This is a genomic window from Kitasatospora sp. NPDC127035 (assembly GCF_042726075.1).
Lineage (GTDB): Bacteria > Actinomycetota > Actinomycetes > Streptomycetales > Streptomycetaceae > Kitasatospora.
This window is the reverse complement of record NZ_JBHXDN010000020.1, coordinates 27,512-52,031: the sequence shown is the minus strand read 5'-3', so window position 1 is coordinate 52,031 and position 24,520 is coordinate 27,512. Positions and strand designations below refer to the sequence as shown.

Here is a 24,520-nt window from a genome sequence, read left to right as displayed (position 1 = left end):
GGCCTTCCGGGGCGCGGTCCCGCGCCGGGTCGCGGTGTCGTGCCGGGTGGTGGGGCGGGGGTGCGGCGGGTCCGGCGCGGGCCGGGAACGGGGCTGCGGCGGGGCGCTGCGGGCCGGAGTGGGGCGGAGTCGCGGCGGTCGTGACGGATGCGCGTCGGGCGCACGGAGGCGCGTCGGGGGCGCATGTCCGGATGCCGGTCACGGGGCCGCCGCCGGAGCGTCCGGAGGCGGCGAGCGCGGCGGGGCCGGCCGCCGACCTGCGAGGCCGCCCGAGGAGGGCCCGCCGGGCGTGCCCGGAATCGATCGGTATCCGGTGGCGACCACTGTTCTGGTAGTAGTTGTCTCCATGCTCCCGTTTGTTCTCGAAGTGTTCCGCCCCGGAAGGGCCCGCCGGTGACCGTCCTGCTGCCGACGGCGGCGGCCGTGACCGTCCCCGCCCCCGCGCCCGCGTCGTACGCGGCCGGCCCGCAGGCCGCCTACGACGGCAGCGGCGTCGACGGCGGCCTGTACACCCGGGTGGTCGGCTGGGCCGACGCCGCGCCGCACTGGCTGGACCGGCTGGTCGCGCTCTGGTCCGCGCTCGGCCTGGCGCTCTTCGCGCTGCTCATGCTCGCCGCGTGGTGGCGTGCGCGGGGGGCCGGGTCCGTGGTGATAGCGCGAGTACTCGCCTCGCCGCTGATCGTGGTCGTCGCGTACGCGGTGAACTCGGTGTTCAAGGGAGTGGTGGAGGAGGTCCGGCCCTGCGCCCAGCTCGGGGTGCGCGACACCCTGGAGACCTGCCCCGGACCCGGCGACTGGTCGTTCCCGAGCAACCACACGGTGGTCGCGTTCGCCGCCGCCGCCGCGCTCTGGTTCGCCGACCGGCGGATCGGGTGGATCGCCGGGGTCGCCGCCGTCCTGATGGGTGCCTCCCGGGTGTGGGTGGGCGTGCACTACCCGCACGACGTGCTGGCCGGTGCGGTGGTCGGCGTACTGGTGGCGCTTCCGCTCGCGTCGGTGGCGGGCCGGGCCGCGCCGCTGGTCGACCGCGTGCGGAGCGGTCCGCTGCGCCCGCTCCTCGGCGCCGGGCTGCCCGCGCCGGCCGGTGGCCGACCGCCGGCGACGATGCGGCGGGGCTGAGCGGGACGGGTGCCGTCCGACCCTTGTGTGACCGGGGTGGCGGGGAGAGCATGTGAGCCGGGCGTGGGGCCCCTGTGGACGCGGCGCCCGCCCGGCTCAGTCGTGCCCGGGCGCCACGGGCGCCGGGCGTGCCAGTGGAGGGAAGTGCTGCCCATGCCGTACGGACTCGACATCACCCAGGGGGACTGGCCGGCCGAGGAGCTCGGCAAGGGGGTCGAGGGGCTGCTGGCCGAGGCGATGGTGCTCACGCTCGCGACCGCCGGCCACGAGCACGGCCCGCACGCCAACCTCGCCTTCTTCGCGTACGACGAGGACCTCGTCCTCTACTTCGTCAGCGAGCGTGCCACCCGGCACAGCCACCACCTGGCCGAGGAGGCCCGGGCGGCGGCGACCGTCTTCCTGCCGCCGCCGGTCTTCGGCGAGCAACTGCGCGGCCTCCAGCTGACCGGCAGCGCGGGGGAGGCGTGGGGGCGGCAGGCCGAGTCGGCGCTGGCCGCCTACCAGGGTCGGTACCCCGCCTTCGCGCAGGACGCGGAGATCCGGCGGCAGTTCCTCACCGGGGGCGGTGCGGCGGCGCTGTACCGGTTCCAGGTGGAGGAGCTGACGGCGGTGGACGAGCCGAAGTTCGGCCGGCGGAACTACCTGCGGGCGACGGTGCGACGGTAGCGGGGTTCCCGGCGCGGGTTCCCGGCGCGGGGCACCCGGGCGAGCTGCCGGGGCGGGCCGGGCGGGGTTCGGGGCGGGTGCCCCGGGCCTCGCGCCCCGGCCTCGGGCCCGAGTCGCGACCCTCGCCCCAGGTTGGCTGTACAACTTTTCGGTCGGTTCATCTGCGGGCCGCCGCTCCGACGCCCCTCGGTCACCTGGCGGCACCACCCTGGCCGCATGAGAGTCATCGTCGTAGGAGCAGGCGTGCTCGGCACCATGCACGCCTGGCACGCCGTGGAACGCGGCCACGAGGTCGTCCACCTGGAGCGGGAGACCGAGGCGCGTGGCGCCTCGGTGCGCAACTTCGGCCTGGTCTGGGTCAGCGGCCGGGCCCAGGGCGAGGAACTGGACACCGCGCTGCGTGCCCGCGAGCTCTGGGAGCGGATCGGCGGCCAGGTGCCCGACCTCGGCTTCCGGGCCAACGGCTCGCTCACCGCGATCCGCACCGAGGCCGAACTCGCCGTCGCCGAGCAGGCGTTGACCCTTCCGGACGCCGCGGCGCGCGGCTACCGGCTGCTCGACGCGGCACAGGCCCGGGCCGCCAACCCGGCCCTGCGCGGCAAGCTGCTCGGCGCCCTGCAGTGCGACCGGGACGCCGCCGTCGAGCCGCGCACCGCCCAGCCCGCGCTGCGCGCCGCCCTGCTGGCCACCGGCCGGTACACCTTCCTGCCCGGGCGCGAGGTCCGCGACGTCATCGGCGAGAACGCCGTCCGCGACGACCACGGCGACACCCACACCGGCGACCTCGTCGTGCTCTGCACCGGCGCCTGGCTGGGCGGCCTGGTCCGCGAGCTCGCCCCCGAACTGCCCGTCCGCAAGGTGCGGTTGCAGATGATGCAGACCGACCCGCTGGGTGAACCGCTCACCACCTCCGTCGCCGACGGCGACTCCTTCCGCTACTACCCCGCCTTCGCCGGCGGTGCGCTGGAGCACCTCAAGGCCGTTCAGCCGCAGCCGCCGGTCGCCGCCGAGCACAAGATGCAGCTGCTGATGGTGCAGCGCCGGGACGGCGGTCTGACCATCGGCGACACCCACGAGTACGACCAGCCGTTCGGCTTCGACGTGGTCGAGGACCCGTACGACCACCTGGTCGGCGTGGCCGAGGAACTGCTCGGCCGCCCGCTGCCCCGGGTCCGGCGCCGCTGGGCCGGGGTGTACGCGCAGTGCGTCGACACCACCCGGGTCGTTCATCGCGAGCGCGTCCGCGACGGCGTCTGGCTGGTCACCGGCCCGGGCGGCCGGGGCATGACCTGCTCGCCCGCCATCGCCGAAACCACCGCCGAACTCGCCAACCTGTAAGAGGAACTGAAATGTCGTACGACATCCGCCTGGTCGTCCTGGACATGGCCGGCACCACCGTGGCCGACGACGGCCTCGTCGAGCGGGCCTTCCAGGCCGCCGCCGGCACCCTCGGCGTCGAGGCCGGCAGCCCCGAGCACGCCCGCATGCTGGAGCACGTCCGCGCCACCATGGGCGAGTCCAAGATCTCCGTCTTCCGGCACCTGTTCGGCGAGGAGGAGAAGGCCCAGCGGGCGAACACCGCCTTCGAGGCCGCCTACCACGACCTGGTCGACGCCGGTCACTGCGCGGCACTGCCCGGCGCGGCCGAGGCGATCGCCGAACTCCGCGGCCAGGGGCGGACGGTGGTCCTCACCACCGGCTTCTCCCGGGCCACCCAGGACCGCATCCTCACCGCGCTCGGCTGGCAGTCGATCGCCGACCTCACGCTCTGCCCCGCCGAGGCGGGCCGAGGCCGCCCGTACCCCGACCTCGCGCTCACCGCGCTGCTGCGCACCGGGACCGAGTCCGTGCGGCAGATCGCGGTGGCCGGCGACACCGGCTACGACATGCTGACCGGCGCGCGCGCCGGGGCGTCCGTGGTGGCCGGGGTGCTCACCGGCGCCCACGGCGAGGAGCGGCTGCGGGCCGACGGGGCGACGCACGTGCTGACGTCCGTCGTCGAACTGCCGGGGCTGCTCGGTCCGGTGGGCTGATCCCGTGCCGGGCGGGCGCGGCGGAGGGCGCGCCCGCCCGGTACCCCGCTCCGGTGTGGGTCGAGCGCGGTGCCGGGCGGTCCGCCGACGGCCGCGAGGGGGGCGGCCGGTCGGCCGTACGCGCGTGGGCCGGGGCCGGGGGGACCGGGGCCGGGGGGCTGCACCGGTCGGGCGCCGGTCGGGGGCCGCTGCCCGGGCCGGCCGCCGCGCGACGGCTATCCGGCGGCGAGCAGGGCGGGGAGTTCCCGCATGTCGTCGAAGACGACGGTCCCGGGGCCCGCCAGCCGGTCGGCGGCGGTGAGACCCCCGGCGTAGCCGAAGGCGCGCATGCCGGCGGCGCGGGCGGCCCGGACGCCGGGCTCGCTGTCCTCGACGACGGCGCAGGCGGACGGCGGCACGCCCATCCGCTGCGCCGCGTACAGGAAGAGGTCGGGGGCCGGCTTGCCGCGGGCGACCTCGGTGGCGCTGAAGATCCGGCCGGCGAAGCGGTGGTGGAGCCCGGTGCGGCCGAGGGTGTGCGCCATCTTCTCGTGCGAACCGCTGGAGGCGACGCAGGTCGGCAGGGTGATCGCGTCCAGCGCCTCCGGCAGGCCGTCGACGGCGGCGAGTCCGGCGTCCACCTCCTCGGCGTGCCGCCGGACGAACGCCTCCCACCACGCTCCGGCGGCCTCCTCACCGAGCCGGGCGGCGATCTGTTCGTGGATCGAGGCCTGGGAGCGGCCGATGAAGCGCTCCACCACGTCGGCCTCGGTGAGCGGCCAGCCGAGTTCGGCACTGAGCGCGACCTGGACGCGGGCGGCGATCCGCTCGCTGTCCACGAGGACCCCGTCGCAGTCGAAGATGACGAGCCGTATCGGGTCCGGTGAGGGTGCCGACGGGAGCGCCGGTGAGGGCGCCGGTGAAGTGATCATGACCGGACAGCATAGGGGGGCGCCCGACCGCCGACGGGCCGCGCCAGGGCCGTCCGTCGGCGGGAGGGGACCGGCGGGAGGATACCGGCGGAAACATGGGTCCCGATATCCGTCATGGCGCCGCAACAATTCTCCCCGGGTATTGCCAGCGACTCCCCGCAACTCCTACAGTCGCTCGCATGGCAGCTGGCGATTTCCTGGCTGCTCGTCGGCATGTCGATTTCGGACGGCTGGCGAGCGCCCTCTGTACAGCCCACTCGGCGTGAGTCGGGCGGCGGTTCCCCGAAGGACGGACGGGAACCGGCCGACCCGCGTCGCGATTCCTCGGGGTGGCTCGCACTCGCACCGTTCGTGCAGGTAGACGAGGCGCCCCGGTTCCTTTCAGGCGGACTGCCGGCGACTCGCCGTGCCCGTGGACGCCCTCCTGGGTGCGGGTGCGGACGAGTCGCGGGCCGGAGTTCCGCTTCCCGGCACCGATTTCCGGCAATGCCGAACCGGGATTTCCCGTGAGCGGCCTGCCGGGATCACCGAAAAGCACGGAGGGAATTCGAATGAGCGATTCCACGGGAGATTCGACCGGCAATTCGACCGACGGCCCGGTCGGGGACGGCCGGACGCCGGCCGTCGGCCGGCGGGGGTTCCTCACGGGCGCCGCCGCCGTGGCGGCCACCGCGGCGGCCCCCGCCGCACTCCAGCTCGCCGCCGCCCGGCCCGCGGCCGCCGCCGGCGCCGCCGCCCGGCCGAACATCCTGCTGATCGTCACCGACGACCAGCCCAAGCACACCGAGTGGGCGATCCAGAAGACCGTGGACTGGATCGCCGGCCAGGGCGTCCGGTTCAGCCACGGCCACGTGAGCACACCGCTCTGCGCGCCGTCGCGCTCGTCGGTGTTCTCCGGCCGCTACGCCCACAACCACGGCGTGCGCAACAACGGTGCGTCGCACAGTCTCGACCAGAACACCACCGTGCAGCGCCACCTCCGGCAGGCCGGCTACCGCACCGGTCTCTTCGGCAAGTACCTCAACTCCTGGGCGCTGGCCGACAACCCGCCGCACTTCGAGGAGTGGGCGCTGCTCCAGCCCGCCTTCAACAACGCCAACTGGAACATCGACGGCACCGTCCAGACGCTCACCGGGTACACCACCAACATCATCAAGAACCGCACGCTGGCCTTCCTGGACAAGGCCGCCACCGACACCCGCCCCTGGTTCGCCTACGTCACCCCCTACGCCTCGCACGAACCCAACGTCCCGGCCGCCAAGTACGCCGACACGGTGGTGCCGCCGTGGAACGGCCGCCCCTCCGTGCCCGAGGCCGACCGCAGCGACAAGCCCGGCTACATCAAGAACGCCACCTCCACGCTCGCCGACGCCCAGGCGCTGCGGACCCGGCAGCTGCGCAGCCTGCTCTCGGTCGACGACGCCGTCCAGGCGATCCACGACAAGCTGGTGGCGCTCGGCCAGCTGGACAACACCCTGGTCATCTACGTCGGTGACAACGGGTACACCTGGGCCGACCACGGCTGGCTCAAGAAGTCGGTGCCCTACTCCCCGGCCCACGAGGTGCCGTTCTACCTGTCCTGGCCGGCCGGTGGGCTCGGCGCGGGCACCGTCGACAACCGGATCGTCGCCAACATCGACATCGCCCCGACCATCCTCGACGCCGCCGGCATCACGCCCGGCACCCCGCAGGACGGCCACTCGCTGCTCGGCACCTACAGCAGGGACCACCTGCTGGTCGAGTGGTGGAAGCAGGGCACGGCGGCGGGCGGCCCGCCCACCTGGTCCTCGTACGTCGCGAAGGACCGGCAGTACACCGAGTACTACGCGCTGCACACCGACGCGAACGGCACGGTGTCCGGCACCGGAGAGGTGAAGTTCCGCGAGTACTACGATCTGGCGGCCGATCCGTACCAGCTGACCAACCTGCTGTACCAGGCGACGCCGCAGGAGGAGCAGGCGCTCGGTGTCCCGGCGCTGGCGGCGCAGCTGGCCGCCGACCGGGTCGCCTGACCGGGCCGCCCGACCGCTCGACCACCGGTGGTCGGCGCCCCGCACCCGGTTCGCCCGGTGCGGGGCGCCGGCCCCGCACCGACCACCCGGAACGAGGAACCCCGTGCCGACCACCAAGCCCTGCTGCACCCCCGGACGCGGCACGGACACCGGCGGGACCACCGCCACCGTGCTGCCGCTCGCCGACCCGCGGGCGCTGCGTGTCGCGCGGCAGCTGACCGGCCTGCCCGGCGGGCGGTTCCTGATGGGGACGGACGACCGGGAGGGCTACCCGGCCGACGGCGAGGGGCCCGTCCGACCGGTCGAGCTGAGCCCGTTCCGGATCGCGCCGACCACGGTGACCAACGCCGCGTTCGCGACCTTCGTGAAGGCGACCGGCCACCGCACCGAGGCGGAGACCTTCGGCTTCTCCTACGTCTTCGAGGGCTTCCTGCCCGGGGAGCTCGCCGCCGCCTCGCCCGCGGTGGCCGCCGTGCCGTGGTGGCGGGCGGTCGCCGGGGCGGCCTGGAGGTCGCCGGAGGGGCCGGGCTCCTCCGTCACGACGCGTCAGAACCACCCCGTCGTCCACGTCTCGTGGAACGACGCGCAGGCGTACTGCGCCTGGTCCGGCACCCGGCTGCCGACCGAGGCCGAGTGGGAGTACGCCGCCCGGGGCGGGCTGGAGCAGCGGCGCTACCCGTGGGGCGACGAGCTGATGCCGGGGGGACGGCACCTGTGCAACATCTGGCAGGGCGTCTTCCCGACGCTGAACACGGCGGCGGACGGTCACCGGGGCACCGCCCCGGTGACCGCGTTCCGGCCGAACGGCTTCGGGCTGTACAACACCGTCGGCAACGTCTGGGAGTGGTGCGCCGACTGGTTCAGCCCCGGCTTCCACCGCACGGGGCCGGGCCACGACCCGGCCGGGCCGCCGGACGGCTCGGCGCGGGTGATGCGCGGGGGCTCCCACATGTGCCACGAGTCGTACTGCAACCGCTACCGGGTGGCGGCGCGCAGCTCGAACACGCCGGACAGTTCGGCCGGCAACATCGGATTCCGGGTGGCGGCCGACGCCGTGGACGGTGGGGTGGCCGGTTGACGGGCGGGGTGGGGGCGCTCGACGGCGGCCGAACCGCCGTGTCCTTCCGGGAGGCACGGGCCTCCCGGAAGCGGTGCCCGCGGCCTCGGCGACTCAGAGCCCGAGGATCTCGCGGATGAGGCCGAGTTTCCGTTCGGGGGAGAGGTCCTGGGGGCGGTCGGCGAGCAGCCCGTTCAGGACGGTGGGGACGTCGGAGCCCTCGGGCGCCTGGATGGCGTCGATGACCTGGCACCGTAGGCCATCGTCCCGGAGGAACACCCATACTTCCTGCTCCTTGCGAGGTTCGCCGTTCTCCCGGGGTGAGAGCCGTCCGGCCGGAAACCAGCCGAGCCCCTCCTCGGTCAGGGTGTCGGCCACCTCGTCCAGGACGTACTTGCCGAGTCTTCGGTAGCCGAGCTCCTCGCGCAGGTCGCCGAGCGTGACTCTGAGCAGGCCACCTGCGAGACGGCAGCGCTCGGCCACGGTAGCGGCGTTGCCTTCGGCCGCCGCGAGGACCCCGCCTTGCGGATACGTTGGGTCGTTCATGCCCGGGCCAACGACTCCATCCCCCGAGCGATACGTCATTTCACCAGCCTGGACGCGGCCAAGAGAAGAAACGGTACTGCCCAGGGCCGTGACGGTGACCGGCGAGGGGCCGTGGTGGCGGTCGGGTGGACGGGCTCCGCCGAGCGCGATGTCGGGCTCCGCGGGTACGGCCGAATCCGAGTGGCTCGGGCGCAGCGGAAGGCGGAGGCCCTGCCCACGACATTGAGTGCGTGGACAAACGACACGCCGGTGATGGGGGTTGGATGCCCTGTTCGCGTCGACACGTCACTCGATTGCATCTTTATTATTCTTTCCTTTTTATGTTGCTGTTGCACGGTGTACTGAGTTGGTGACTGTGCATCACCATCCCTGGTGGGCGCCGCTCTGCGGCTCTCCCGGGGTGGCGCCCGTGGCGCCTCGGCGCGTGCACGAGGGCTTGTGGTCCGACCAGAACTCACCATCGGCGCTCCGAAATCCTCTTTTCGGGTGACGGAGCTCAACGGCGACAAGAAAGGGTCTTGTCCTATGGCAGTCGATGCCATTCCGCCCGCCCTACCGGAGAGACGGCGCAGACGCTCCCGACTCACGGGGGCGCTCGCCCTGTTGTCCGGACTGACGCTGCTTGCCACGGCGGGCCTGATCACCAGTCCCGCGCACGCTGCGGAGGCACCGGTGATGCTGGGTACCGACGCCAGCTATGCGGTGCTGGGCGCATCTACGGTCACCAATACCGGTCCCAGCGTGATCAACGGGGACCTGGGCCTCAGCCCGGGCACCAGTGTGACGGGCTTTCCGCCCGGGATCGTGAACGGAGTCCAGCACGTCAACGACGCCCAGGCCGCACAGGCTCAGTCCGACCTGGTCATCGCCTACAACGACGCCGCAGGCCGGGCCCCCACGGCCAGCCTGACGTCTCCGGGCGACATCGGTGGACTCACGCTGACGCCCGGCGTCTACAAAGCGACGTCCTCACTGAACCTGACCGGGACCGTCACCCTGGACGCCCTGGGCGATCCCAGTGCCGTCTTCATCTTCCAGATCGGCTCCACCCTGATCACGGCCCCGTCGAGCGTCGTCAGCCTGGTCAACGGGGCGCAGCCCTGCAATGTGTTCTGGCAGGTGGGCAGCTCCGCCACCATCGACGTCAGCTCCTTCTTCAAGGGCAACATCCTGGCCATGACGTCGATCACCGTGAACCACGCCTCGGTGATCGAAGGCCGTGCCCTGGCGCGCACGGGGGCCGTCACGCTGGACGACAACACCATCACGAGGGCGGCCTGCACGGTCGGACCGCCCGGTCCGAGCGGTCCGGCGGGTCCGAGCGGTCCGGCGGGTCCGAGCGGGTCTGCCGGCCCCAGCGGTCCTGCCGGTCCTGCCGGTCCCGCCGGCTCGCCGGGTGCCCCCGGTCCCAACGGTGCTCCCGGTCCGGCGGGCTCTCCCGGTGCTCCGGGTGCTCCTGGTCCCAACGGTGCTCCCGGCGTGCCCGGCGCGCCCGGCTCTCCGGGTGCTCCCGGCCCTGACGGTGCCCCTGGTGCTCCTGGTCCCAACGGTGCTCCCGGCGTGCCCGGCGCGCCCGGCTCTCCGGGTGCTCCCGGCCCCAACGGCGCCCCAGGAGCTCCGGGTGTTCCGGGTGCTCCCGGCCCTGACGGTGCCCCTGGTGCCCCCGGTGTTCCGGGTGCTCCTGGTCCCAACGGTGCTCCCGGCGTGCCCGGCGCGCCCGGCTCTCCGGGTGCTCCCGGCCCCAACGGCGCCCCAGGAGCTCCGGGGGCCAACGGTTCGCCCGGTGCCAACGGGCTTCCCGGTGCCAACGGTTCGCCAGGTGCGAATGGCTCTCCCGGCGCCAACGGGCTTCCCGGTGCGAACGGTTCGCCCGGTGCCAACGGGCTTCCTGGCGGCAACGGTTCGCCGGGTGCGAATGGCTCTCCCGGTGCCAACGGGCTTCCCGGTGCTAACGGTTCGCCCGGTGCCAACGGGCTTCCTGGCGGCAACGGTTCGCCGGGTGCGAATGGCTCTCCCGGCGCATCAGGTCCGGCAGGCCCGGCAGGCCCGGCCGGCCCGGCAGGCCCCGCAGGCCCCGCAGGCCCATCCCAGTCTCCAAGCGGTCATGGCGGTCACGGGCATGGTGGTCCTGCACAGGGCGATCACGGGAATGGCCACGACAACCACGGCGACGTGCCGGGTGGCCCCGTCCATGGAGGCAACGTTCAGGGCGGCAACGTTCAGGGTGTTCCCGTCCATGGAAGCAACGTTCAGGGCGGCAACGTCCAGGGTGTTCCCGTCCATGGAGGCAACGTGCAGGGCGCTCCCGTTCAGGCCGGTAACGTTCAGGGCGCTCCCGTCCACGGAAGCAACGTGCAGGGCGGCCCCGTCCAACACCTGAACGAGTCGGGGCAGGCGCTCGCCGCGACCGGTGCGGGCGGATCGATCGGCGTCGTGGTCGGCTCGGTGGCCGCCATCGTCCTGGGAGGTGCACTCGTCCTCCTCGTGAGGCGAAGCGGACGGGCCGCAGCCCGCCGTCGGCACTGAGGCGCATCTCGTTGTGGGCTGAGTCGCCGATCGGATGCTTCTGTCCGGTTGGTGATCAGTGAAGCGGTAGGGGGACCGGATCGAGCCGCTGTCGCCGGCCGATCCGGTCCGCGTGCGGCGGTGGGCAGACCACCGCCGCACGTCGGACGGCGCCGCGGCCCAGCAGCGGTCCTACGTCGGCATTCCGACCCAGCAGTGGGCGTTCTCCCACTGACGTCGTGCAGTGACCGCGGCCGACCGGTTCCCGACCGGTCGGCCGCGACCGCGTCGTGCCGGCTTCCCCATGGCTTCCCCGCAGTCTCCAGGCCGTTTCCGGGCGGCAGGACGAGTCCGCTGCCGATCGGGCAGCGCGCGCCTGCCCGCGATCGGACGCTCCGTCACTCCGTCCCTGGTGCGGCGTCCGAGGCCGGGGACTGCCGGCGGAAGGCGCCGGGGGGAACACCGTAGGCCTCGCGGAACGCCCGGCCGAACGCCGACGCGTGGCTGAAGCCCCGCCGCGCGGCGATGACGTGCACCGGCACCCCCCGGTGCGCGGGGTCGGCCAGGTCCTGCCGCGCTCGCGCGAGCCGCTGGTGTTGCAGGAAGCTCGCGACCGTGGCTCCGTTCCCCTCTCGCTGGAACAGACGGTGGAGATAGCTGACGGATATGTGGTGCGCGGCGGCGATCGCGCGGATGTCCAGCTGCGGGTCGTCGGCGTTGTTCCGCACGAAGGCCATGATGCGGAGCGCCAAGGTGCGTTGGCGGGTCTCCGGGGTCAGCGACCGGTCGGCGTCGAGGACACCGGCGAAGAGCGCGGCCACGAGGTCGGTCAGCACCGTGCTCAGGCGCGGGGCGTCGGCCGGCTGGTAGGAGTGGCTCTCCCTCGTCACCTGGTCGAGGAACGTGGCCAGCAGGGCTCCCATTCCGCCTCGGGCCGAGATGTTCCTTCCGACGATCCGTCGGGCGGTGCCCGCAGGCAGCGGAAGGAGGGCCTTGGGCACCTCGACCCCGATGATCTTGAACGGCTCCTGGAGTGCGCTGACGAACGGGAGCGAGGTGTCGGTGGTGTGGTACTCGAACTCCTTGCGGGCGACGCTGTCCCTGCCCTGGGTGACCACTCCCGACCCGCGCTTGACCAGCGAGATGTGGAGGGCGTCGGGGTCCGACCTCCCTATCAGCTTCCGTGTGCGACGGAAGGTGAGGGGTTGGCATTCCAGGGGATAGACGGTGATCTCGCCGAGTGCGATGGTCCGCTGGTTCACCCAGAAGTCGGCAGCGTGATCGCTCCACATGTCCATGGGTGCGTGCGTCTCCGACATGAGCGCCCGCCAGCATTCGAACCGGTCGGCGGGCGGCAGGTCGGCACTGCGGAACGTCCTCTCGGGCAGCATGATCACGGGTCTACACCGGCCGGGGCGGACCGCGCAAGGAATTCCCCGGGCTCCGGGCCGCTCCGCCGGCGACCGCTCCGGTGTCCGGTGTCCGGTGCCGGGTGCGGCCGGCCGAGTCGACTGTCCGTCAAGATCCGGTGCACTCACCGCCGATGACCGGTGCGCCGGGTCTTGGAAGAGTGAGCGGCGGATCGAGCGGCCCGGAGGGCGACGCCGACGCACCCGGGGGCACGCCTCCGGGGCCGGCTCCCACGGGCGCTCCCCGGCAACATCGGTCGACAGATGAGGAAGCACCATGAGGAAGAGAATCGTCCGGACAGTCGTGGCGACGTCGGCGATGGCCGTCTTCGGACTCTTCGCGGCGTCCCCGGCGAGCGCGGCGTCCGCATCGTGTTCGAGTGGGGGCGGGGTCTGCACCAGTAGCAGCATCCCGGCGAACGGCAACCACCAGGTGTGCTTCGGGGGGCAGCACACCGCGCTGTCCTACTGGGGTCGTGCCGAGCTGTGGGACGCCGACACCGGCGTGATGGTCGGCTCCATAGCGACCAACCCGTTCCGGTGGCAGCAGGCGTGCACCGGCGGCCTGTACGGGGCCCACTACTACCTGCGTGGCACCGGCAACCAGTTCTACGGCGAGGTCTGGAACTGACCCCTGGCCCCTGAACCCTGACCTCTGACGCCCGCCGTCCGGCGGGCCGGCGGGCCGGCGAGGGCAGCGGAACGGAGCAGGAAGTCGGGGCGGCCGACTTCCTGCTCCGTGGGCGGTCGTGCGTCAGTGGCTGCCCTTCAGGTTGAGCACCACCACGCCGACGACGACCAGGGCGAGCCCCAGCCACTGCAACCGCCCCAGCGACTCGCCGAAGGCCACCACGCCGATGCCGGCGACCGCCGCCGTCCCCGCTCCCGACCAGACCGCGTACGCGACCGACACCGGGATGTGCTTCAGCGCCTTGCCGAGCAGGTAGAACGAGAGGACGTAGCCGATCGCCACCCCCACGCTCGGCCAGAGCCGGCTGAAGCCGTCGGTGAGCTTCAGGCAGCTGGTGGCGCAGATCTCGCTGAGGATCGCCAGGGCCAGGAGTACGTAGGGCACGGGAGGTCAGACCCCGGGCGCGGCGGTGAGCTTCCCCAGCAGCGCGACGTCGGCGTGCTCCAGGCTGTCGAGCAGCGTCACCCGCGAACCGCCCGGGATCCGGGTGTCGCCGGACGGGACGGCGAGCACCGCGCAGCCGGCCGCGGTGGCGGAGGCGACGCCGGTCGGGGTGTCCTCGACGGCGACGCACGCGGCCGGGTCGAGGCCGAGGCGTGCGGCGGCGGCGAGGTAGGGGTCGGGCGCGGGCTTGGTGCGCGGGGTGTCCTCGGCGGCCAGCGTGACGGCGAACCAGTCGCGGCCGATGGTGCCGAGCACCATGTCGACGACGCGGCGCGGCGAGGCCGACACCAGTGCGGTGGGCACGCGGGCGTCGCGCAGTTCGGCGAGCAGGGCGAGCGCGCCCGGCCGGGGGACGGTCTCGGCGGCGACCTTGCCGGCGAACGAGTCGCCGAGCCGGTCGGCGAGTTCGGCCTCGCTCAGCGACGTCCCGCTGACCCGGTGGAGGTGGGCGGCGGTGTGCTCGACGGCCTGGCCGAGCACCTCGGGGACGTCGGAGTCGGTGAGCGAGTGGTGGAGTTCGTCGGCGAGTTCGGCGGCGGCCTGCCACCAGAGGTGCTCGGTGTCGACCAGCGTGCCGTCCATGTCGAAGAGGACGGCGGCGGGCGTCACGGTCGCGGCGGGTGCGGCCGGCGACACCGGTGCGGCGGGGACAGCAGGAACAGCAGGAACGGCGGATTCAGCGGATGCAGGCATGGCGGTACCTTCGGTGGTTCATCAGGAGGAGGGCGGACGGGTCAGACCGTACGGCGGTCGACCAGCACCGGGCGCTCCGGCAGGGTCAGCGCGGCGTGCGAGCCGACGGGCAGTGCGGTGGCGGTCTCGGTCGGCAGGTCGGCCTTGACCTCGGTGCCGTCGCCGAGCCGGACGGTGAGCCGGGTGACGGCGCCCAGGAAGGACGCGGAGACCACCTGGGCCGGGCCGTCCGCCGCCGGGGCCAGCGCGACGTTCTCCGGCCGCACGAGCACGTCCAGCGGGCCGTCCGCGGGCAGCTCGCCGTCCACGGCGTGCCGGCGGCCGAGAACCTCGACGCCGTCGCCGGCCCGGACGCACGGGATGCGGCTCATGGTGCCGACGAACTCGGCGACGAAGGCGGTGGCCGGGCGGGCGTAGAGCTCGGCGGGCGCGGCGCACTGCTCCAGCCGGCCGGCGCGCAGCACCGCGACCCGGTCGGCCATCGAGAGCGCCTCCTCCTGGTCGTGGGTGACGAACAGCGTGGTGATCCCCAGCTCCTGCTGGAGGCGCCGGATCTCCTCGCGCAGCGACAGCCGCACCTTGGCGTCGAGTGCGGAGAGCGGCTCGTCGAGCAGCAGGACGCGGGGCTGGAGGGCGAGCGCGCGGGCGAGCGCGATGCGCTGCTGCTGGCCGCCGGACAGCTGGTGCGGGTAGCGGTCGGCGTGCTGGGGCAGGCCGACGAGCTCCAGCAGCTCCTTGGCCCGGTTGAGGCGTTCGGCCTTGCCGGCGCCGCGCATCCGCAGGCCGAAGGCGACGTTGTCGGCTGCGGTCAGGTGCGGGAAGAGGCTGTACGACTGGAACACCATGCCGGCGTCGCGCTTGTGGGCGGGGATCGCGGTGATGTCCTCGCCGTCGACCAGCACCTGGCCGGAGTCGTGCTGCTCGAAGCCGGCGAGGATGCGCAGCGCGGTGGTCTTGCCGCAGCCGGACGGGCCGAGCAGGGCGAGGAGTTCGCCGGGCTGCACGGTCAGGTCGAGGCCGTCGAGCGCGGTGGTGGCGCCGAAGGTGCGGCGCAGCGAGCGGAATTCGACGGTCGCGCCGCCCGATCGGGTGGCGGTCTTCTCAACGGCGAGGGAGGTCAAGGGAGTTCTCCGGAGGTGCGGGGGAGGCCGGCGTGCGGTCAGGGAGGTCAGGACGTGGTCTTGGCGTGGCGCTCGCGGCCGAGGGTGGCCAGCAGGAGCAGGAGCAGCCAGGTGATCAGCAGGCTCAGGATGGAGACCGCGACCGACATGTGGGCCTGGCTGTTGCCGACCGTGTAGATCCAGACCGGGAAGGGCTGGTAGCCGAGGATCGAGGCGGCGGTGAACTCGCCGAGCACCAGGGCCAGGGTGAGGAAGGAGGCGTTCAGCAGCGCCCCGCGCAGGTTGGGCAGGACGACGGTGAACACCGCACGCGGCCAGCTCGCGCCGCAGTTGCGGGCGGCCTCGACCAGGGTGCGGACGTCCACGGCGCGCAGGCCGGCGTCCAGCGCGCGGTAGGCGAGCGGCAGGCCCATCAGCACGTAGGCGATGACCAGGACCAGCGGGAAGTCCGGGTCCTGGACGAACACGAAGGTCTGGAAGAACGGCGTGTCCATCAGGTAGTCCGGGCCCCAGCGCAGCACGCCGATCAGGCCGGCGGTGAGGGCGACGGGCGGGACGACCAGCGGCAGGGTGCAGAGCACGTCGATCACCGGGCGCAGCTTCGGCGCGCCGAGCCGGACCGCGATCAGGGCGGGGACCAGCAGGAGCAGCAGCACCAGGACGGTGACGACGGCGAGCCCGAGGGTGAGCCAGAGGCTGTCGAGGAAGCCGGGCGCGGAGAGCAGCCCGGTGTACGCCTCGAAGGAGTAGCCCTGGGGCTCGTCGATCGAGAAGTAGCCGGCGGCGGCGAGCGGGACGACGAAGTAGATTCCGGCGATTCCCAGGACGGCGCCGCGCCACCAGCGCACCTTGGTGCGGCCGGTACGGGTGGGGGTCAGCTGAGCCATCGGGCGCTCCGGCGCTGGAGGGGGAGGTACACGGCCATCACGAGGACGGCCACGACGATCATGTTGAGGCTGAGGGCGAGGGCGAGGTTGCCCTGGCCGACCAGCACGTTGCCGGAGAGCGCGTCGGCGATCGAGCGGCTGACCAGCGGGACGGTCGCACCGACCATCGCGGCGGCGGTGGCGTACGCGGCGAAGGCGCTGCCGAACAGCAGGACGAAGCCGCCGAGCAGGGAGGGCAGCAGGATCGGCAGGGCGACGTGCCGCCAGTACTGGACGGTGGTGGCCCGGTTGTTCTGGGCCGCCTCGCGCCACTGCACCCGCAGGCCGTCCAGGGCCGGCGTGATGGTGAGCACCATCAGCGGGATGAGGAAGTACAGGTACACGATGGTGAGTCCGGTGAACGAGTAGAGCGTCCAGCCGTGGTCGGTGAGGTGGAGCAGCTGGGTGACCTCGCCGGCGTTGCCGAGGGTGGCGACGAACGCGAACGCGAGCGGCAGGCCGCCGAAGTTGGCGAGCACGCCGGAGGCGGTCAGCACGGCCTGGCGCAGCCAGGTGTGCCGGGAGGTGACCACGGCCTGGGCGATCGGCAGGCCGATCAGGGTGGCGAGCAGGGCGGTCAGCGCGGAGAGCTTGAGGCTGCTCAGCATGGCCGTCCAGTAGGCGCCCTGGACGGAGGCGGTGATGTTGTCGAACGTGAACTGGCCGCCGCCGCCCTCCGCGTCGGTGGAGGTGGTGAACGCGCCGATCACGATGGCGACGGCCGGCAGGCCGAAGCCGACGAGGAAGAAGAGCAGGAGCGGGACGGTGGCGAGCCAGGAGGCGCCGCCGAGCCGGGCGAGCGGTCGCCGCCGGGGGGCGGGGACGGTGGTCGTGGGGGTGGACGTCGTGGCGGTTCCGGACGCCCCCGCGCCGCCACCGAGGTCGGTGGCGGCGGGGGTGGTCGGCACCGGGGTGGGAGCCGTGGTCATGAGTGCCTTTTCGCGGTGGAGTCGGCCCGAAGTGCGGTGCGGGGCGGGAGTGTCAGCCCGCGATCGCCTTGGTCCAGTTCTCGGTCACGACCTTCTTGGCGGCCGTGATCTGGTCCTGGGTCGGGAAGGTGGTGAAGGGCTTCTCGACGGTCGGCAGCTTGGCGGCGGCCGTGGCGTCGAGGGTGCCCTCCTTCTTCAGGGCGTCGAAGGTGGACGGGGTGGCGTAGCCGCCGAGGAAGAGGTTCTGGCCCTCGGCGCTGAACAGGTACTCCTGCCACAGGCGCGCGGCGGCGGGGTGCGGGGCCCACTTGTTGATGCCCTGGTTGTAGAACTGGGCGTAGCTGCCGTCGGAGGGGATGGAGACCTTCCAGTCGACGCCCTTGTCCTTGAACTGGTCGCTGTAACCGGCGTTCAGGTAGGACCAGTCGATCGAGATCGGGGTCTCGCCCTTCTCGATGGTGGCGGGGGTCGACTCGACCGGGTTGAAGTTGCCGGACTGCTTGAGCTTGCCGAAGAAGTCGATGCCGGGCTGGATGTTGTCCAGCGAGCCGCCGTTGGCGAGCGCGGCCGCGTAGACGCCGCCGAACGCCGAGCCGGACTTGGTCGGGTTGCCGTTGAGGGCGACCTGGCCCTTGTACTCGGGCTTGAGCAGGTCGGCGAAGGTCTTCGGGCAGCTGGCGATCTTCTTGGCGTCGCAGCCGATCGAGATGTAGCCGCCGTAGTCGTTGACGGCGGCGCCGGCCGCGTCCTTCTGGGAGGCCGGGACCTTGTCGAAGGTCGCGACCTTGTAGGGGGCGAGCAGGCCGTCCTTGACCGCCTGGAGCGCGAACGCGCTGCCGAGGTCGACGACGTCGGGGGCGCGGTCCTGGCCCTTGCGGGAGGTGATCGCGTTGATCTCGTCCTGGCTGGAGCCGTCCGGGTTCTCCTCCTCGACCTCCAGGCCGTACTTGGCCTTGAAGCCGTCGATGATCTTGCCGTAGTTCGCCCAGTCCCGGGGCAGCGTGATGACGTGCAGCTTGCCCTCCTTCTTGGCGGCGGCGATCAGGCCGTCGATGCCGCCGAGGTCGGCCGCGGAGGTGGCCTCCTTGGCGTCCTTGGTGCCGGCCTTGGCGGCGTCGCCGGCCTTGGCGGTCGAACCGGCGGAGCCGCAGGCGGTGAGGGAGAGCGCGGCGGCGGTCAGTACGGCCGCGAAAGCGGCGGCGCGGGCACGGTGCACGGTCACGGGTCAGTCTCCTGATCAGGGCGTACTGCGAGGGGTGCGTTTCGCGGGGATTCGTCGGGCGAGTGGGGTGGCCGGGGCGGCCGGGCCGGGGTGAGCGGCCGGTTGTTCGGCGCCCGAGTTGACTAGCCAACTTCGCTGACGGGGGTAAGTACGCCGGAGCCCGATGACGGGAAGGTGAACGGATGGCCCAGTCCCGGGGTCGGCTGCGGGAACGGTCGAATCAGGTCGCCGGCGGATGATCGCCGGAGTGCGATGCTTCGGTGGCGCAGCGGGATAAGGTCGGGCTGTCCGCGCCGGTACGGCTGTGCAGGACACCGCCCCTGGAGGGACATTGACTGACGTGGCAGTGGAGTCGGGCCGTCCGGCCGCCGAGGACCGCGCCACCGGCGCGCTCTACCGCAAGGTCGCCGCCGACCTGCGCGAGGCGATCACCACCGGCGCGTTCGGCGAGGCCGGCCGGCTTCCCGCCGAGGGCGCGCTCGCCGAGCAGTACGGCGTCTCGCGCGGCACCGTCCGCCAGGCGCTCGCCGTGCTCCGCTCGGACGGGCTGGTCACCTCGCGGCGGGGCACCCGCCGGGTGGTGCTGGGAACGGCCCGCGTGCAGAGCTTCTCCGAACTGCTCAGCTTCACGCACTGGGCGTACTCGATGGGGGAGGAGCCCGGCGGCATACTCGACTCGCTGGTCCGCCGCCCGGCCGACGCCGCCGAACGCGAGCAGCTCCGCCTGGAGCAGGGCGCGGACGTCTACGTGACGGTCCGGCTGCGCACCCTCTCCGGCAAGCCGGTGATGGTGGAGCGGACGGTCTACCCGCCCCGGGTCGGCGAGATCGTCGCCGAACTGCCGCCGGACGTCGTCTCGCACACCGAGGTCCTGCGCGAGCACGGCATCCTGTTCACCGACGCCGACCACACCATCGACATCGTCGTGGCCAACGCGGACGATGCCCGGCTGCTCGGCTGCCGCCGCGGCGGCCCGCTGCTGCGCGAGCGGCGGCGGACCACCGACCCGACCGGCACCCCCGTGGAGTGGTCCCAGGACCGCTACCTGCCCGGCACGGTGGCGTTCAGCGTGCACAACTCGCTGGCCGCGTCGGCGCTCTCCCGGCACGCCCGGGAAGTGGACTGAACCTTCGGCGGGGGGATGCGGACGGCGTTCGCGGCTCGGGGGCCGGAGCGCGCGGCGGGGTGGTGGGCCGGTCGGCCCACCACCCCGTTCCCGTCCGCCCTCCGGAGGTTCAGCGCATCAACGCGGCCAGCAGCGGGCGGAAGTGCGCGAAGCCCGGGGTGTCCGCGTCGGCCTCCTTGGCCTGCTCGTCCCAGCGGCGGACCGCCACCGCGTCCTCGGCGCCCGGGTGCGCGGCGAAGGCCGCGGCCTGCTCCTCGGACATCGGGCCGCCCTGCACCCGGAGCGTGTACTCGGAGGCCTCGGACAGCCGCGCCCGGTAGCCCGGCTCGACCGCGCACAGGTAGCGCTTGGCGGCCACGTGCAGGCGGACCGGGTCGGTGACCTCCGGGCCGAACCAGCGGGCCAGCCAGTCCGCACCCGTGTCGCTGTGCCGATTGTCCTGACCCTCCATCAGATCCCGTCCGTGCAGAGCCCCCTGGAAGTGGCCGACGTCGTGCAGCAGCGCCGCCGCGACCAGGTGCGGGGCCGCCCCGGCCGCCTCCGCCAGCGCGCCGGCCTGGAGCATGTGCTCGGCCATGGTCACCGCCTCGCCCAGGTACTCGCCGGCGCCCTCGCCCGCGAACAGCTCGGCGATCGCGTCCAGCGCGGCTGCCCGGCGGTCCAGTACGGCGAGGGTGCTGGCCAGCGAGTCCAGGTCGGCGTAGCAGCCCTGGAGGTGGCGGTGGCCGTCCTTCTCGAAGGCCGTCCGGGCGTGCATCAGGCGGACGTTGTCGAAGATCAGGCAGTCGCCCCGGTCCAGCCGGAACTCCAGCTGCAGCTCGGGGCGGAGGGTGATCGCGGCGAACCGGCGGTAGGCGTCGTAGAACGCGTCCAGCTCCCGGGCGGTCCCGCGCAGCGTGCCGATCGAGCGGTTGTTGAACCGCACCTCGCGGATCCGGCCGAGCGGATCCACCCCGATCAGCGGCCGGTCGGCCCGCAGTTCGGTGTCCCGGTCGCGGAAGACGAACGGGACGGGCGTGCGGGTCAGCATCGCGAAGGCCTCCGGAGCCTCCTCGCGCAGGACCGCGGCGGCCTTGAACCCGTCCACCAGGCCGGAGTCCCCGCCGGTCGCCGAGTTCTCCAGGCAGTGCAGCAGCTGGAGGGTGGGGACCGGGTCGCGGTACGGGTTGTCGGTGTGCGGGGTGATCGCCGCGCTGGTGAAGGCCAGGTTGTTCGGGTCCGGCTCGACCCGGACGTCGAACAGCTCGCCGTAGTTGGTGACCCGCACGTACCCGAAGGTCCCGGCGACGGCGAGCACCTGCCGTTCCACCGCAGGCACCCCGCGCAGCACGGCGAAGCCGGACCGGCGTACGGCGGCCAGGACGGCGGCGCGCTCCGCCGGGTCGGCCAGGTAGGCCGTCCACTCCGCCTCCGGGAGGCCGTCCGCGAAGTCCGCCGCCGTCCAGAGGCGCTTGTCGGCCTCCGTCCGCCCGTCACCGTCGACGGTGCCGCCGGCCCCGCCGTCGGGCGCCGCCCCGGCCAGCCACTCCAGCGGGTAGCGGGACCGGTGCCCGTCCGACCAGAGCACCTCCAGGTGCCCGCCCTGCCCGCCCTGCCCGTTCTGCTCGGTCTGTGTGCCCTGCTCGGTCTGCGCGGCGATCGCGAGGTCGTCCGGCAGGTCGGTGATCTGGAACAGCTTCTGCCCGTTCCGCGGGTCGCGGCATTCGGCGCAGGGGCAGTTGTCGCGCAGCCAGTACGGCGGAAGCTCGGGCATGGGGTTCCTCCTGGGCGGTCTCACGGGTGAAGTTGTATAGCCAACTTTGCGTTGCGAGGAGCCTCTCGGGCGCCGGTGAGATCCGCGTGGCGAAACGATGAACCCCTCGGGAACAGAAGCTCCCGAGGGGTGGTGAGGCGTGGCCCGGCCGGGTCAGGCGTGGCCCGGCCGGGCGGGGGGTTCGGTCACCCGAAGGAGGGGCCGACCGCCTCCCAGGCGGCCTCCGCCGCCTTGAGGGCGGAGGTGGCGTCGGTGCCGGTGGCGGTGGCCAGGGCGGTGAGGGTGGCGCGGACCGTCCCGGGGGAGGCGGCCGGGCCGTAGTGGTTGACGCGGAGCATCCCGGCGGCGAGTGCGCCGCCACCGGCCTGGACGGGGAGGGTCGGGTCGAGGCGGCGGAGCTCGGCGGCCAGTGCGGCGGCGTCCAGGCCGACCGGGGTGCGCAGGGTGGTGGCCACCGGGGCGGCGTGGGCGTCGTCCGGGACGAACGGGGCGAGGGTGCCGAGGGTGCGGACGCCGGCCCGGACGGCGGCGGACGCCGCGCCGTGGCGGGCGATCACCGCGGGCAGCCCGTCCGCCTCGATCCGGTCCAGGCAGGCGCCGAGCGCGAGCATCTCCAGCTGGGCCGGCGCGTGCGGCAGGACCGTCCGTCCGGCGTCCGTCCAGCGCTCCTTCCAGTCCAGGAGGGAGAGGTAGGAGCGGCGCGGGGCGGCCGGGTTGGCGGTGATCCGCTCCCAGGCCCGCGCGGAGACGGAGACGGCGGAGACCCCGGCCGGCCCGCCCATCGCCTTCTGGCCGCCGATCACGCACAGGTCGACGCCCCAGGCGTCGGTGAGCAGCGGTTCGGCGGCCACCGAGGCGACCGCGTCCAGCATCAGCAGCGCCCCGTGCGCGCGCACGACGGCGGCGATCTCGGCGACCGGGTTGGTGTTGCCCGTGGCGGCCTCGGCATGCACCAGGGAGACGAAGTCGACCTCCGGGTGCGCGGCGAGCGCCTCGGCCACCTGCCCGGCGGTGACGGCGGTGTCGAACGGCACGGCGAGGTCGACGACGTTCGCCCCGCAGTCGCGCAGCCAGCCGCCGAAGGTCTGCCCGTACGGTCCGGTGACGATGTTGAGCGCGGTCGACCCCGGGTGCGCGGCGCCCCGGATCGCGGCCTCCAGCGGCAGCAGGGCCTCGCCCTGGGTGACGATCACGTCGGCGGTGGTGTGCAGCAGCGCGGCCACCTGGTCCTCGACGGCCGCGAAGTCGGCGGCGCTGAACGGGGGCAGGTCGAGGTAGGGGGTCACGGGGTCGGGCCTCTCACGTGGGGGAACGGTGACCGGAACGAGTCTGCCCCATCGGCGGTCCTTACAGGGAATGCCGTCGTCGGTAGAGTGCGGGCCATGAGCGATGGCACGGTGCTGCACGTCCGGGGTCGGGTGCTGGTCGGTCCGGAGGACGTCCGCGACGAACTCTGGGTGGTGGACGGCCGGGTGACCTTCGACCGCCCCGTGGCGGCCGGTGACGTCCGGACGGTGGACGGCTGGGTGCTGCCCGGTCTGGTGGACGCGCACTGCCACGTCGGCCTGGACGCGCACGGCGCCGTCGACGCCGCCACCAGCGAGAAGCAGGCGCTCACCGACCGCGACGCCGGCACGCTGCTGATCCGTGACGCCGGTTCGGCCGCCGACACCCGGTGGATCGACGAGCGCGAGGACCTGCCCCGGATCATCCGGGCCGGCCGGCACATCGCCCGCACCCGTCGCTACATCCGCAACTACGCGCACGAGATCGAGCCCGGCGACCTCACCGCCTACGTCCGGGCCGAGGCGCGCCGCGGGGACGGCTGGGTGAAGCTGGTCGGCGACTGGATCGACCGGGAGCGCGGCGACCTCGCCGCCTGCTGGCCCGGCGACGCCCTGGCCGAGGCGATCGCGGCGGCGCACGAGGAGGGTGCGCGGGTCACCGCGCACTGCTTCGCCGCCGAATCGCTGCCCGACCTGCTGGCGGCCGGCATCGACTGCGTCGAGCACGCCACCGGCCTGACCGAGGAACTGATCCCGGCCTTCGCCGAGCGCGGCGTCGCGATCGTCCCGACGCTCGTCAACATCGCCACCTTCCCGCGCCTGGCGCTCGGCGGCGACCTCAGGTTCCCGGCCTGGTCCGCCCACATGCGGCGGTTGCACGCCCGCCGCTACGACACCGTGGGCGCCGCGCACGACGCGGGCATCCCGATCTTCGTCGGGACGGACGCGGGCGGCTCGATCGCCCACGGCCTGGTCGCCGACGAGGTGGCCGAGCTGGTCAAGGCCGGGCTGAGCCCGGCGGAGGCGCTCTCGGCGGCCACCTGGTCGGCGCGGGAGTGGCTGGGCCGTCCGGGCCTGGAGGAGGGGGCGTCGGCCGACTTCGTGGTGTACGCGGAGGACCCGCGGGCGGACGTCCGGGTGCTCGCCGACCCGCGCCAGGTGGTGCTGCGCGGGAGTCCGGTGGGGTGAGGCCGGGCGGACGGCGCGGGGGCGGCACGGGGGCGGCGCGCGGCCGTCGGCGGCCGGGCGGGCCGAAGATCATCCGGGTGAACGGGCTGTCGTTGTAGGCCGATAGGGTTACGCCCATGGCACCGCGTCCACTGAATGAGATCGTCGAGCCCGGGTGGGCCACCGCGCTGGAGCCGGTGGCCGGGCGGGTCGCCGCCATGGGCGACTTCCTCCGCGCCGAACTGGCGGCCGGCCGTACGTACCTGCCCTCCGGTCCGAACGTGCTGCGCGCCTTCCAACAGCCCTTCGCCGATGTGCGGGTGCTGATCGTCGGGCAGGACCCGTACCCCACCCCCGGCCACGCCGTCGGCCTCAGCTTCTCGGTGGGGGCGGACGTCCGCCCGATCCCGGCCAGTCTGATCAACATCTTCCAGGAGTACGGGAACGACCTCGGTCTCCCGCAGCCCTCGAACGGGGACCTCACCCCCTGGACGCAGCAGGGCGTCCTGCTGCTGAACCGCGCCCTCACCACCGCGCCGCGCAAACCCGCCGCGCACCGGGGCAAGGGGTGGGAGGAGGTCACCGAGCAGGCGATCCGCGCGCTCGCGTCGCGCGGCGGCCCGCTGGTGGCGGTTCTCTGGGGCCGTGACGCGCGCAACCTGCGTCCGTTGCTGGGGGAGATCCCGGCGATCGAGTCCGCGCACCCGAGCCCCTACTCGGCGAACGGCGGCTTCTTCGGCTCGCGCCCGTTCAGCCGGGCCAACGAACTGCTGGCGCGGCAGGGTGCGCAGCCGGTGGACTGGCGCCTGCCGTAGCCGGGCCGCCGTCGCCCGGCTGCCGTGGCCTGCCGTGCCCGCTGCCGTGTCCGGCTGCCGTGCCGGTGGTCGTGGCCGGAGGCCGTTGC

The 24,520-nt window shown here is 73.4% G+C and carries 22 protein-coding genes; 11 read left to right on the top strand and 11 right to left on the bottom strand.

The genetic code is table 11. The annotated features are described in order from the left end of the window. Positions 1 to 423: 423 nt before the first annotated feature. The 4 genes from ACFWIC_RS16490 (at position 424) to ACFWIC_RS16475 (ending at position 3,818) form a co-directional block, all read left to right on the top strand. On the top strand, positions 424 to 1,119 hold the full coding sequence (locus ACFWIC_RS16490; protein ID WP_380361239.1) for a phosphatase PAP2 family protein: 696 nt from the start codon (positions 424 to 426) through the stop codon (positions 1,117 to 1,119). Between the two features lie 153 nt (positions 1,120 to 1,272). Further along, complete coding sequence (locus ACFWIC_RS16485; protein ID WP_329876304.1) at positions 1,273 to 1,785, top strand: pyridoxamine 5'-phosphate oxidase family protein; 513 nt, start codon at positions 1,273 to 1,275, stop codon at positions 1,783 to 1,785. 216 nt (positions 1,786 to 2,001) lie between these two features. Beyond that, positions 2,002 to 3,123, top strand: a complete 1,122-nt coding sequence (locus ACFWIC_RS16480) for a TIGR03364 family FAD-dependent oxidoreductase (RefSeq protein ID WP_329948653.1) — start codon at positions 2,002 to 2,004, stop codon at positions 3,121 to 3,123. 11 nt (positions 3,124 to 3,134) lie between these two features. Continuing rightward, entirely contained in the window at positions 3,135 to 3,818 is a 684-nt protein-coding gene (locus ACFWIC_RS16475; RefSeq protein WP_329876300.1) for a phosphonatase-like hydrolase, read from the top strand. Positions 3,819 to 4,033: 215 nt separating this feature from the next. On the opposite strand, the gene ACFWIC_RS16470 is transcribed toward ACFWIC_RS16475, so the two are convergent. Next, on the bottom strand, positions 4,034 to 4,729 hold the full coding sequence (locus ACFWIC_RS16470) for an HAD family hydrolase (protein ID WP_380364559.1): 696 nt from the start codon (positions 4,727 to 4,729) through the stop codon (positions 4,034 to 4,036). A gap of 551 nt (positions 4,730 to 5,280) precedes the next feature. On the opposite strand from ACFWIC_RS16470, the gene ACFWIC_RS16465 reads away from it, so the two are divergent. Together ACFWIC_RS16465 and ACFWIC_RS16460 are read left to right on the top strand one after the other, a co-directional pair. After that, positions 5,281 to 6,741, top strand: a complete 1,461-nt coding sequence (locus ACFWIC_RS16465; RefSeq protein ID WP_380364561.1) for a sulfatase — start codon at positions 5,281 to 5,283, stop codon at positions 6,739 to 6,741. Positions 6,742 to 6,844: 103 nt separating this feature from the next. Further along, a complete protein-coding gene (locus ACFWIC_RS16460) occupies positions 6,845 to 7,819 on the top strand; it encodes a formylglycine-generating enzyme family protein (protein WP_380364563.1) in 975 nt (324 codons plus the stop codon). A gap of 93 nt (positions 7,820 to 7,912) precedes the next feature. Here the strand turns inward: ACFWIC_RS16460 and ACFWIC_RS16455 are convergent, their stop codons facing one another. Further along, entirely contained in the window at positions 7,913 to 8,344 is a 432-nt protein-coding gene (locus ACFWIC_RS16455; RefSeq protein ID WP_329876294.1) for a hypothetical protein, read from the bottom strand. A 525-nt stretch (positions 8,345 to 8,869) separates the two neighbouring features. On the opposite strand from ACFWIC_RS16455, the gene ACFWIC_RS16450 reads away from it, so the two are divergent. Beyond that, positions 8,870 to 10,870, top strand: a complete 2,001-nt coding sequence (locus ACFWIC_RS16450) for an ice-binding family protein (RefSeq protein ID WP_380519175.1) — start codon at positions 8,870 to 8,872, stop codon at positions 10,868 to 10,870. A 377-nt stretch (positions 10,871 to 11,247) separates the two neighbouring features. Here ACFWIC_RS16450 and ACFWIC_RS16445 read toward each other — a convergent pair whose 3' ends face one another. Continuing rightward, the gene (locus ACFWIC_RS16445) at positions 11,248 to 12,240 is read right to left on the bottom strand and encodes an AraC family transcriptional regulator (RefSeq protein ID WP_380519129.1); all 993 of its coding nucleotides are present in this window, start codon (positions 12,238 to 12,240) and stop codon (positions 11,248 to 11,250) included. 295 nt (positions 12,241 to 12,535) lie between these two features. On the opposite strand from ACFWIC_RS16445, the gene ACFWIC_RS16440 reads away from it, so the two are divergent. Then, a complete protein-coding gene (locus ACFWIC_RS16440; RefSeq protein WP_329876283.1) occupies positions 12,536 to 12,889 on the top strand; it encodes a hypothetical protein in 354 nt (117 codons plus the stop codon). A 123-nt stretch (positions 12,890 to 13,012) separates the two neighbouring features. Here the strand turns inward: ACFWIC_RS16440 and ACFWIC_RS16435 are convergent, their stop codons facing one another. From ACFWIC_RS16435 to ACFWIC_RS16410, 6 genes are read right to left on the bottom strand one after another with little or no spacing between them, the layout of a single operon-like run. Beyond that, complete coding sequence (locus tag ACFWIC_RS16435) at positions 13,013 to 13,333, bottom strand: DMT family transporter (RefSeq protein ID WP_380363690.1); 321 nt, start codon at positions 13,331 to 13,333, stop codon at positions 13,013 to 13,015. Positions 13,334 to 13,339: 6 nt separating this feature from the next. Beyond that, a complete protein-coding gene (locus ACFWIC_RS16430; RefSeq protein ID WP_380519127.1) occupies positions 13,340 to 14,086 on the bottom strand; it encodes an HAD family hydrolase in 747 nt (248 codons plus the stop codon). 41 nt (positions 14,087 to 14,127) lie between these two features. Further along, a complete protein-coding gene (locus tag ACFWIC_RS16425) occupies positions 14,128 to 15,207 on the bottom strand; it encodes an ABC transporter ATP-binding protein (protein ID WP_380519125.1) in 1,080 nt (359 codons plus the stop codon). Positions 15,208 to 15,254: 47 nt separating this feature from the next. Next, a complete protein-coding gene (locus ACFWIC_RS16420; RefSeq protein WP_329948660.1) occupies positions 15,255 to 16,094 on the bottom strand; it encodes an ABC transporter permease subunit in 840 nt (279 codons plus the stop codon). Then, positions 16,082 to 17,062: an ABC transporter permease subunit gene (locus tag ACFWIC_RS16415; protein WP_355399861.1), complete on the bottom strand. Its 981-nt coding sequence runs from the start codon at positions 17,060 to 17,062 to the stop codon at positions 16,082 to 16,084. Before ACFWIC_RS16415 ends, ACFWIC_RS16420 begins: the two co-directional genes overlap by 13 nt. 52 nt (positions 17,063 to 17,114) lie before the next feature. Further along, positions 17,115 to 18,284 carry an ABC transporter substrate-binding protein gene (locus ACFWIC_RS16410; protein WP_355399863.1) on the bottom strand — a complete coding sequence of 390 codons (1,170 nt, stop codon included), beginning with the start codon at positions 18,282 to 18,284 and terminating at the stop codon, positions 17,115 to 17,117. A gap of 340 nt (positions 18,285 to 18,624) precedes the next feature. Between ACFWIC_RS16410 and ACFWIC_RS16405 the strand changes: the two genes are divergently transcribed. Beyond that, positions 18,625 to 19,410, top strand: a complete 786-nt coding sequence (locus ACFWIC_RS16405; protein ID WP_329876269.1) for a GntR family transcriptional regulator — start codon at positions 18,625 to 18,627, stop codon at positions 19,408 to 19,410. A 109-nt stretch (positions 19,411 to 19,519) separates the two neighbouring features. Here the strand turns inward: ACFWIC_RS16405 and ACFWIC_RS16400 are convergent, their stop codons facing one another. Both ACFWIC_RS16400 and ACFWIC_RS16395 read right to left on the bottom strand, forming a co-directional pair. Continuing rightward, positions 19,520 to 21,163: a phosphonate degradation HD-domain oxygenase gene (locus ACFWIC_RS16400; protein ID WP_380519121.1), complete on the bottom strand. Its 1,644-nt coding sequence runs from the start codon at positions 21,161 to 21,163 to the stop codon at positions 19,520 to 19,522. A 185-nt stretch (positions 21,164 to 21,348) separates the two neighbouring features. Continuing rightward, a complete protein-coding gene (locus tag ACFWIC_RS16395) occupies positions 21,349 to 22,449 on the bottom strand; it encodes a pyridoxal-phosphate-dependent aminotransferase family protein (RefSeq protein WP_380361603.1) in 1,101 nt (366 codons plus the stop codon). A gap of 96 nt (positions 22,450 to 22,545) precedes the next feature. Between ACFWIC_RS16395 and ACFWIC_RS16390 the strand changes: the two genes are divergently transcribed. Together ACFWIC_RS16390 and ACFWIC_RS16385 are read left to right on the top strand one after the other, a co-directional pair. Further along, entirely contained in the window at positions 22,546 to 23,637 is a 1,092-nt protein-coding gene (locus ACFWIC_RS16390) for an amidohydrolase family protein (protein ID WP_380519118.1), read from the top strand. Positions 23,638 to 23,753: 116 nt separating this feature from the next. Continuing rightward, positions 23,754 to 24,431 (top strand): uracil-DNA glycosylase, encoded by a 678-nt coding sequence (locus ACFWIC_RS16385; RefSeq protein WP_329876261.1) that lies wholly within the window; start codon positions 23,754 to 23,756, stop codon positions 24,429 to 24,431. Positions 24,432 to 24,520 lie beyond the last annotated feature (89 nt).

Excerpts from the sequence above, each read along its gene's own strand:
- ACFWIC_RS16485 (WP_329876304.1), top strand. The coding sequence starts at position 1,273 with ATGCCGTACGGACTCGACATCACCCAGGGGGACTGGCCGGCCGAGGAG.
- ACFWIC_RS16480 (WP_329948653.1), top strand. The coding sequence starts at position 2,002 with ATGAGAGTCATCGTCGTAGGAGCAGGCGTGCTCGGCACCATGCACGCC.
- ACFWIC_RS16475 (WP_329876300.1), top strand. The coding sequence starts at position 3,135 with ATGTCGTACGACATCCGCCTGGTCGTCCTGGACATGGCCGGCACCACC.
- ACFWIC_RS16470 (WP_380364559.1), bottom strand. The coding sequence starts at position 4,729 with ATGATCACTTCACCGGCGCCCTCACCGGCGCTCCCGTCGGCACCCTCA.
- ACFWIC_RS16465 (WP_380364561.1), top strand. The coding sequence starts at position 5,281 with ATGAGCGATTCCACGGGAGATTCGACCGGCAATTCGACCGACGGCCCG.
- ACFWIC_RS16455 (WP_329876294.1), bottom strand. The coding sequence starts at position 8,344 with ATGAACGACCCAACGTATCCGCAAGGCGGGGTCCTCGCGGCGGCCGAA.
- ACFWIC_RS16450 (WP_380519175.1), top strand. The coding sequence starts at position 8,870 with ATGGCAGTCGATGCCATTCCGCCCGCCCTACCGGAGAGACGGCGCAGA.
- ACFWIC_RS16445 (WP_380519129.1), bottom strand. The coding sequence starts at position 12,240 with ATGCTGCCCGAGAGGACGTTCCGCAGTGCCGACCTGCCGCCCGCCGAC.
- ACFWIC_RS16440 (WP_329876283.1), top strand. The coding sequence starts at position 12,536 with ATGAGGAAGAGAATCGTCCGGACAGTCGTGGCGACGTCGGCGATGGCC.
- ACFWIC_RS16430 (WP_380519127.1), bottom strand. The coding sequence starts at position 14,086 with ATGCCTGCATCCGCTGAATCCGCCGTTCCTGCTGTTCCTGCTGTCCCC.
- ACFWIC_RS16420 (WP_329948660.1), bottom strand. The coding sequence starts at position 16,094 with ATGGCTCAGCTGACCCCCACCCGTACCGGCCGCACCAAGGTGCGCTGG.
- ACFWIC_RS16415 (WP_355399861.1), bottom strand. The coding sequence starts at position 17,062 with ATGACCACGGCTCCCACCCCGGTGCCGACCACCCCCGCCGCCACCGAC.
- ACFWIC_RS16400 (WP_380519121.1), bottom strand. The coding sequence starts at position 21,163 with ATGCCCGAGCTTCCGCCGTACTGGCTGCGCGACAACTGCCCCTGCGCC.
- ACFWIC_RS16390 (WP_380519118.1), top strand. The coding sequence starts at position 22,546 with ATGAGCGATGGCACGGTGCTGCACGTCCGGGGTCGGGTGCTGGTCGGT.
- ACFWIC_RS16385 (WP_329876261.1), top strand. The coding sequence starts at position 23,754 with ATGGCACCGCGTCCACTGAATGAGATCGTCGAGCCCGGGTGGGCCACC.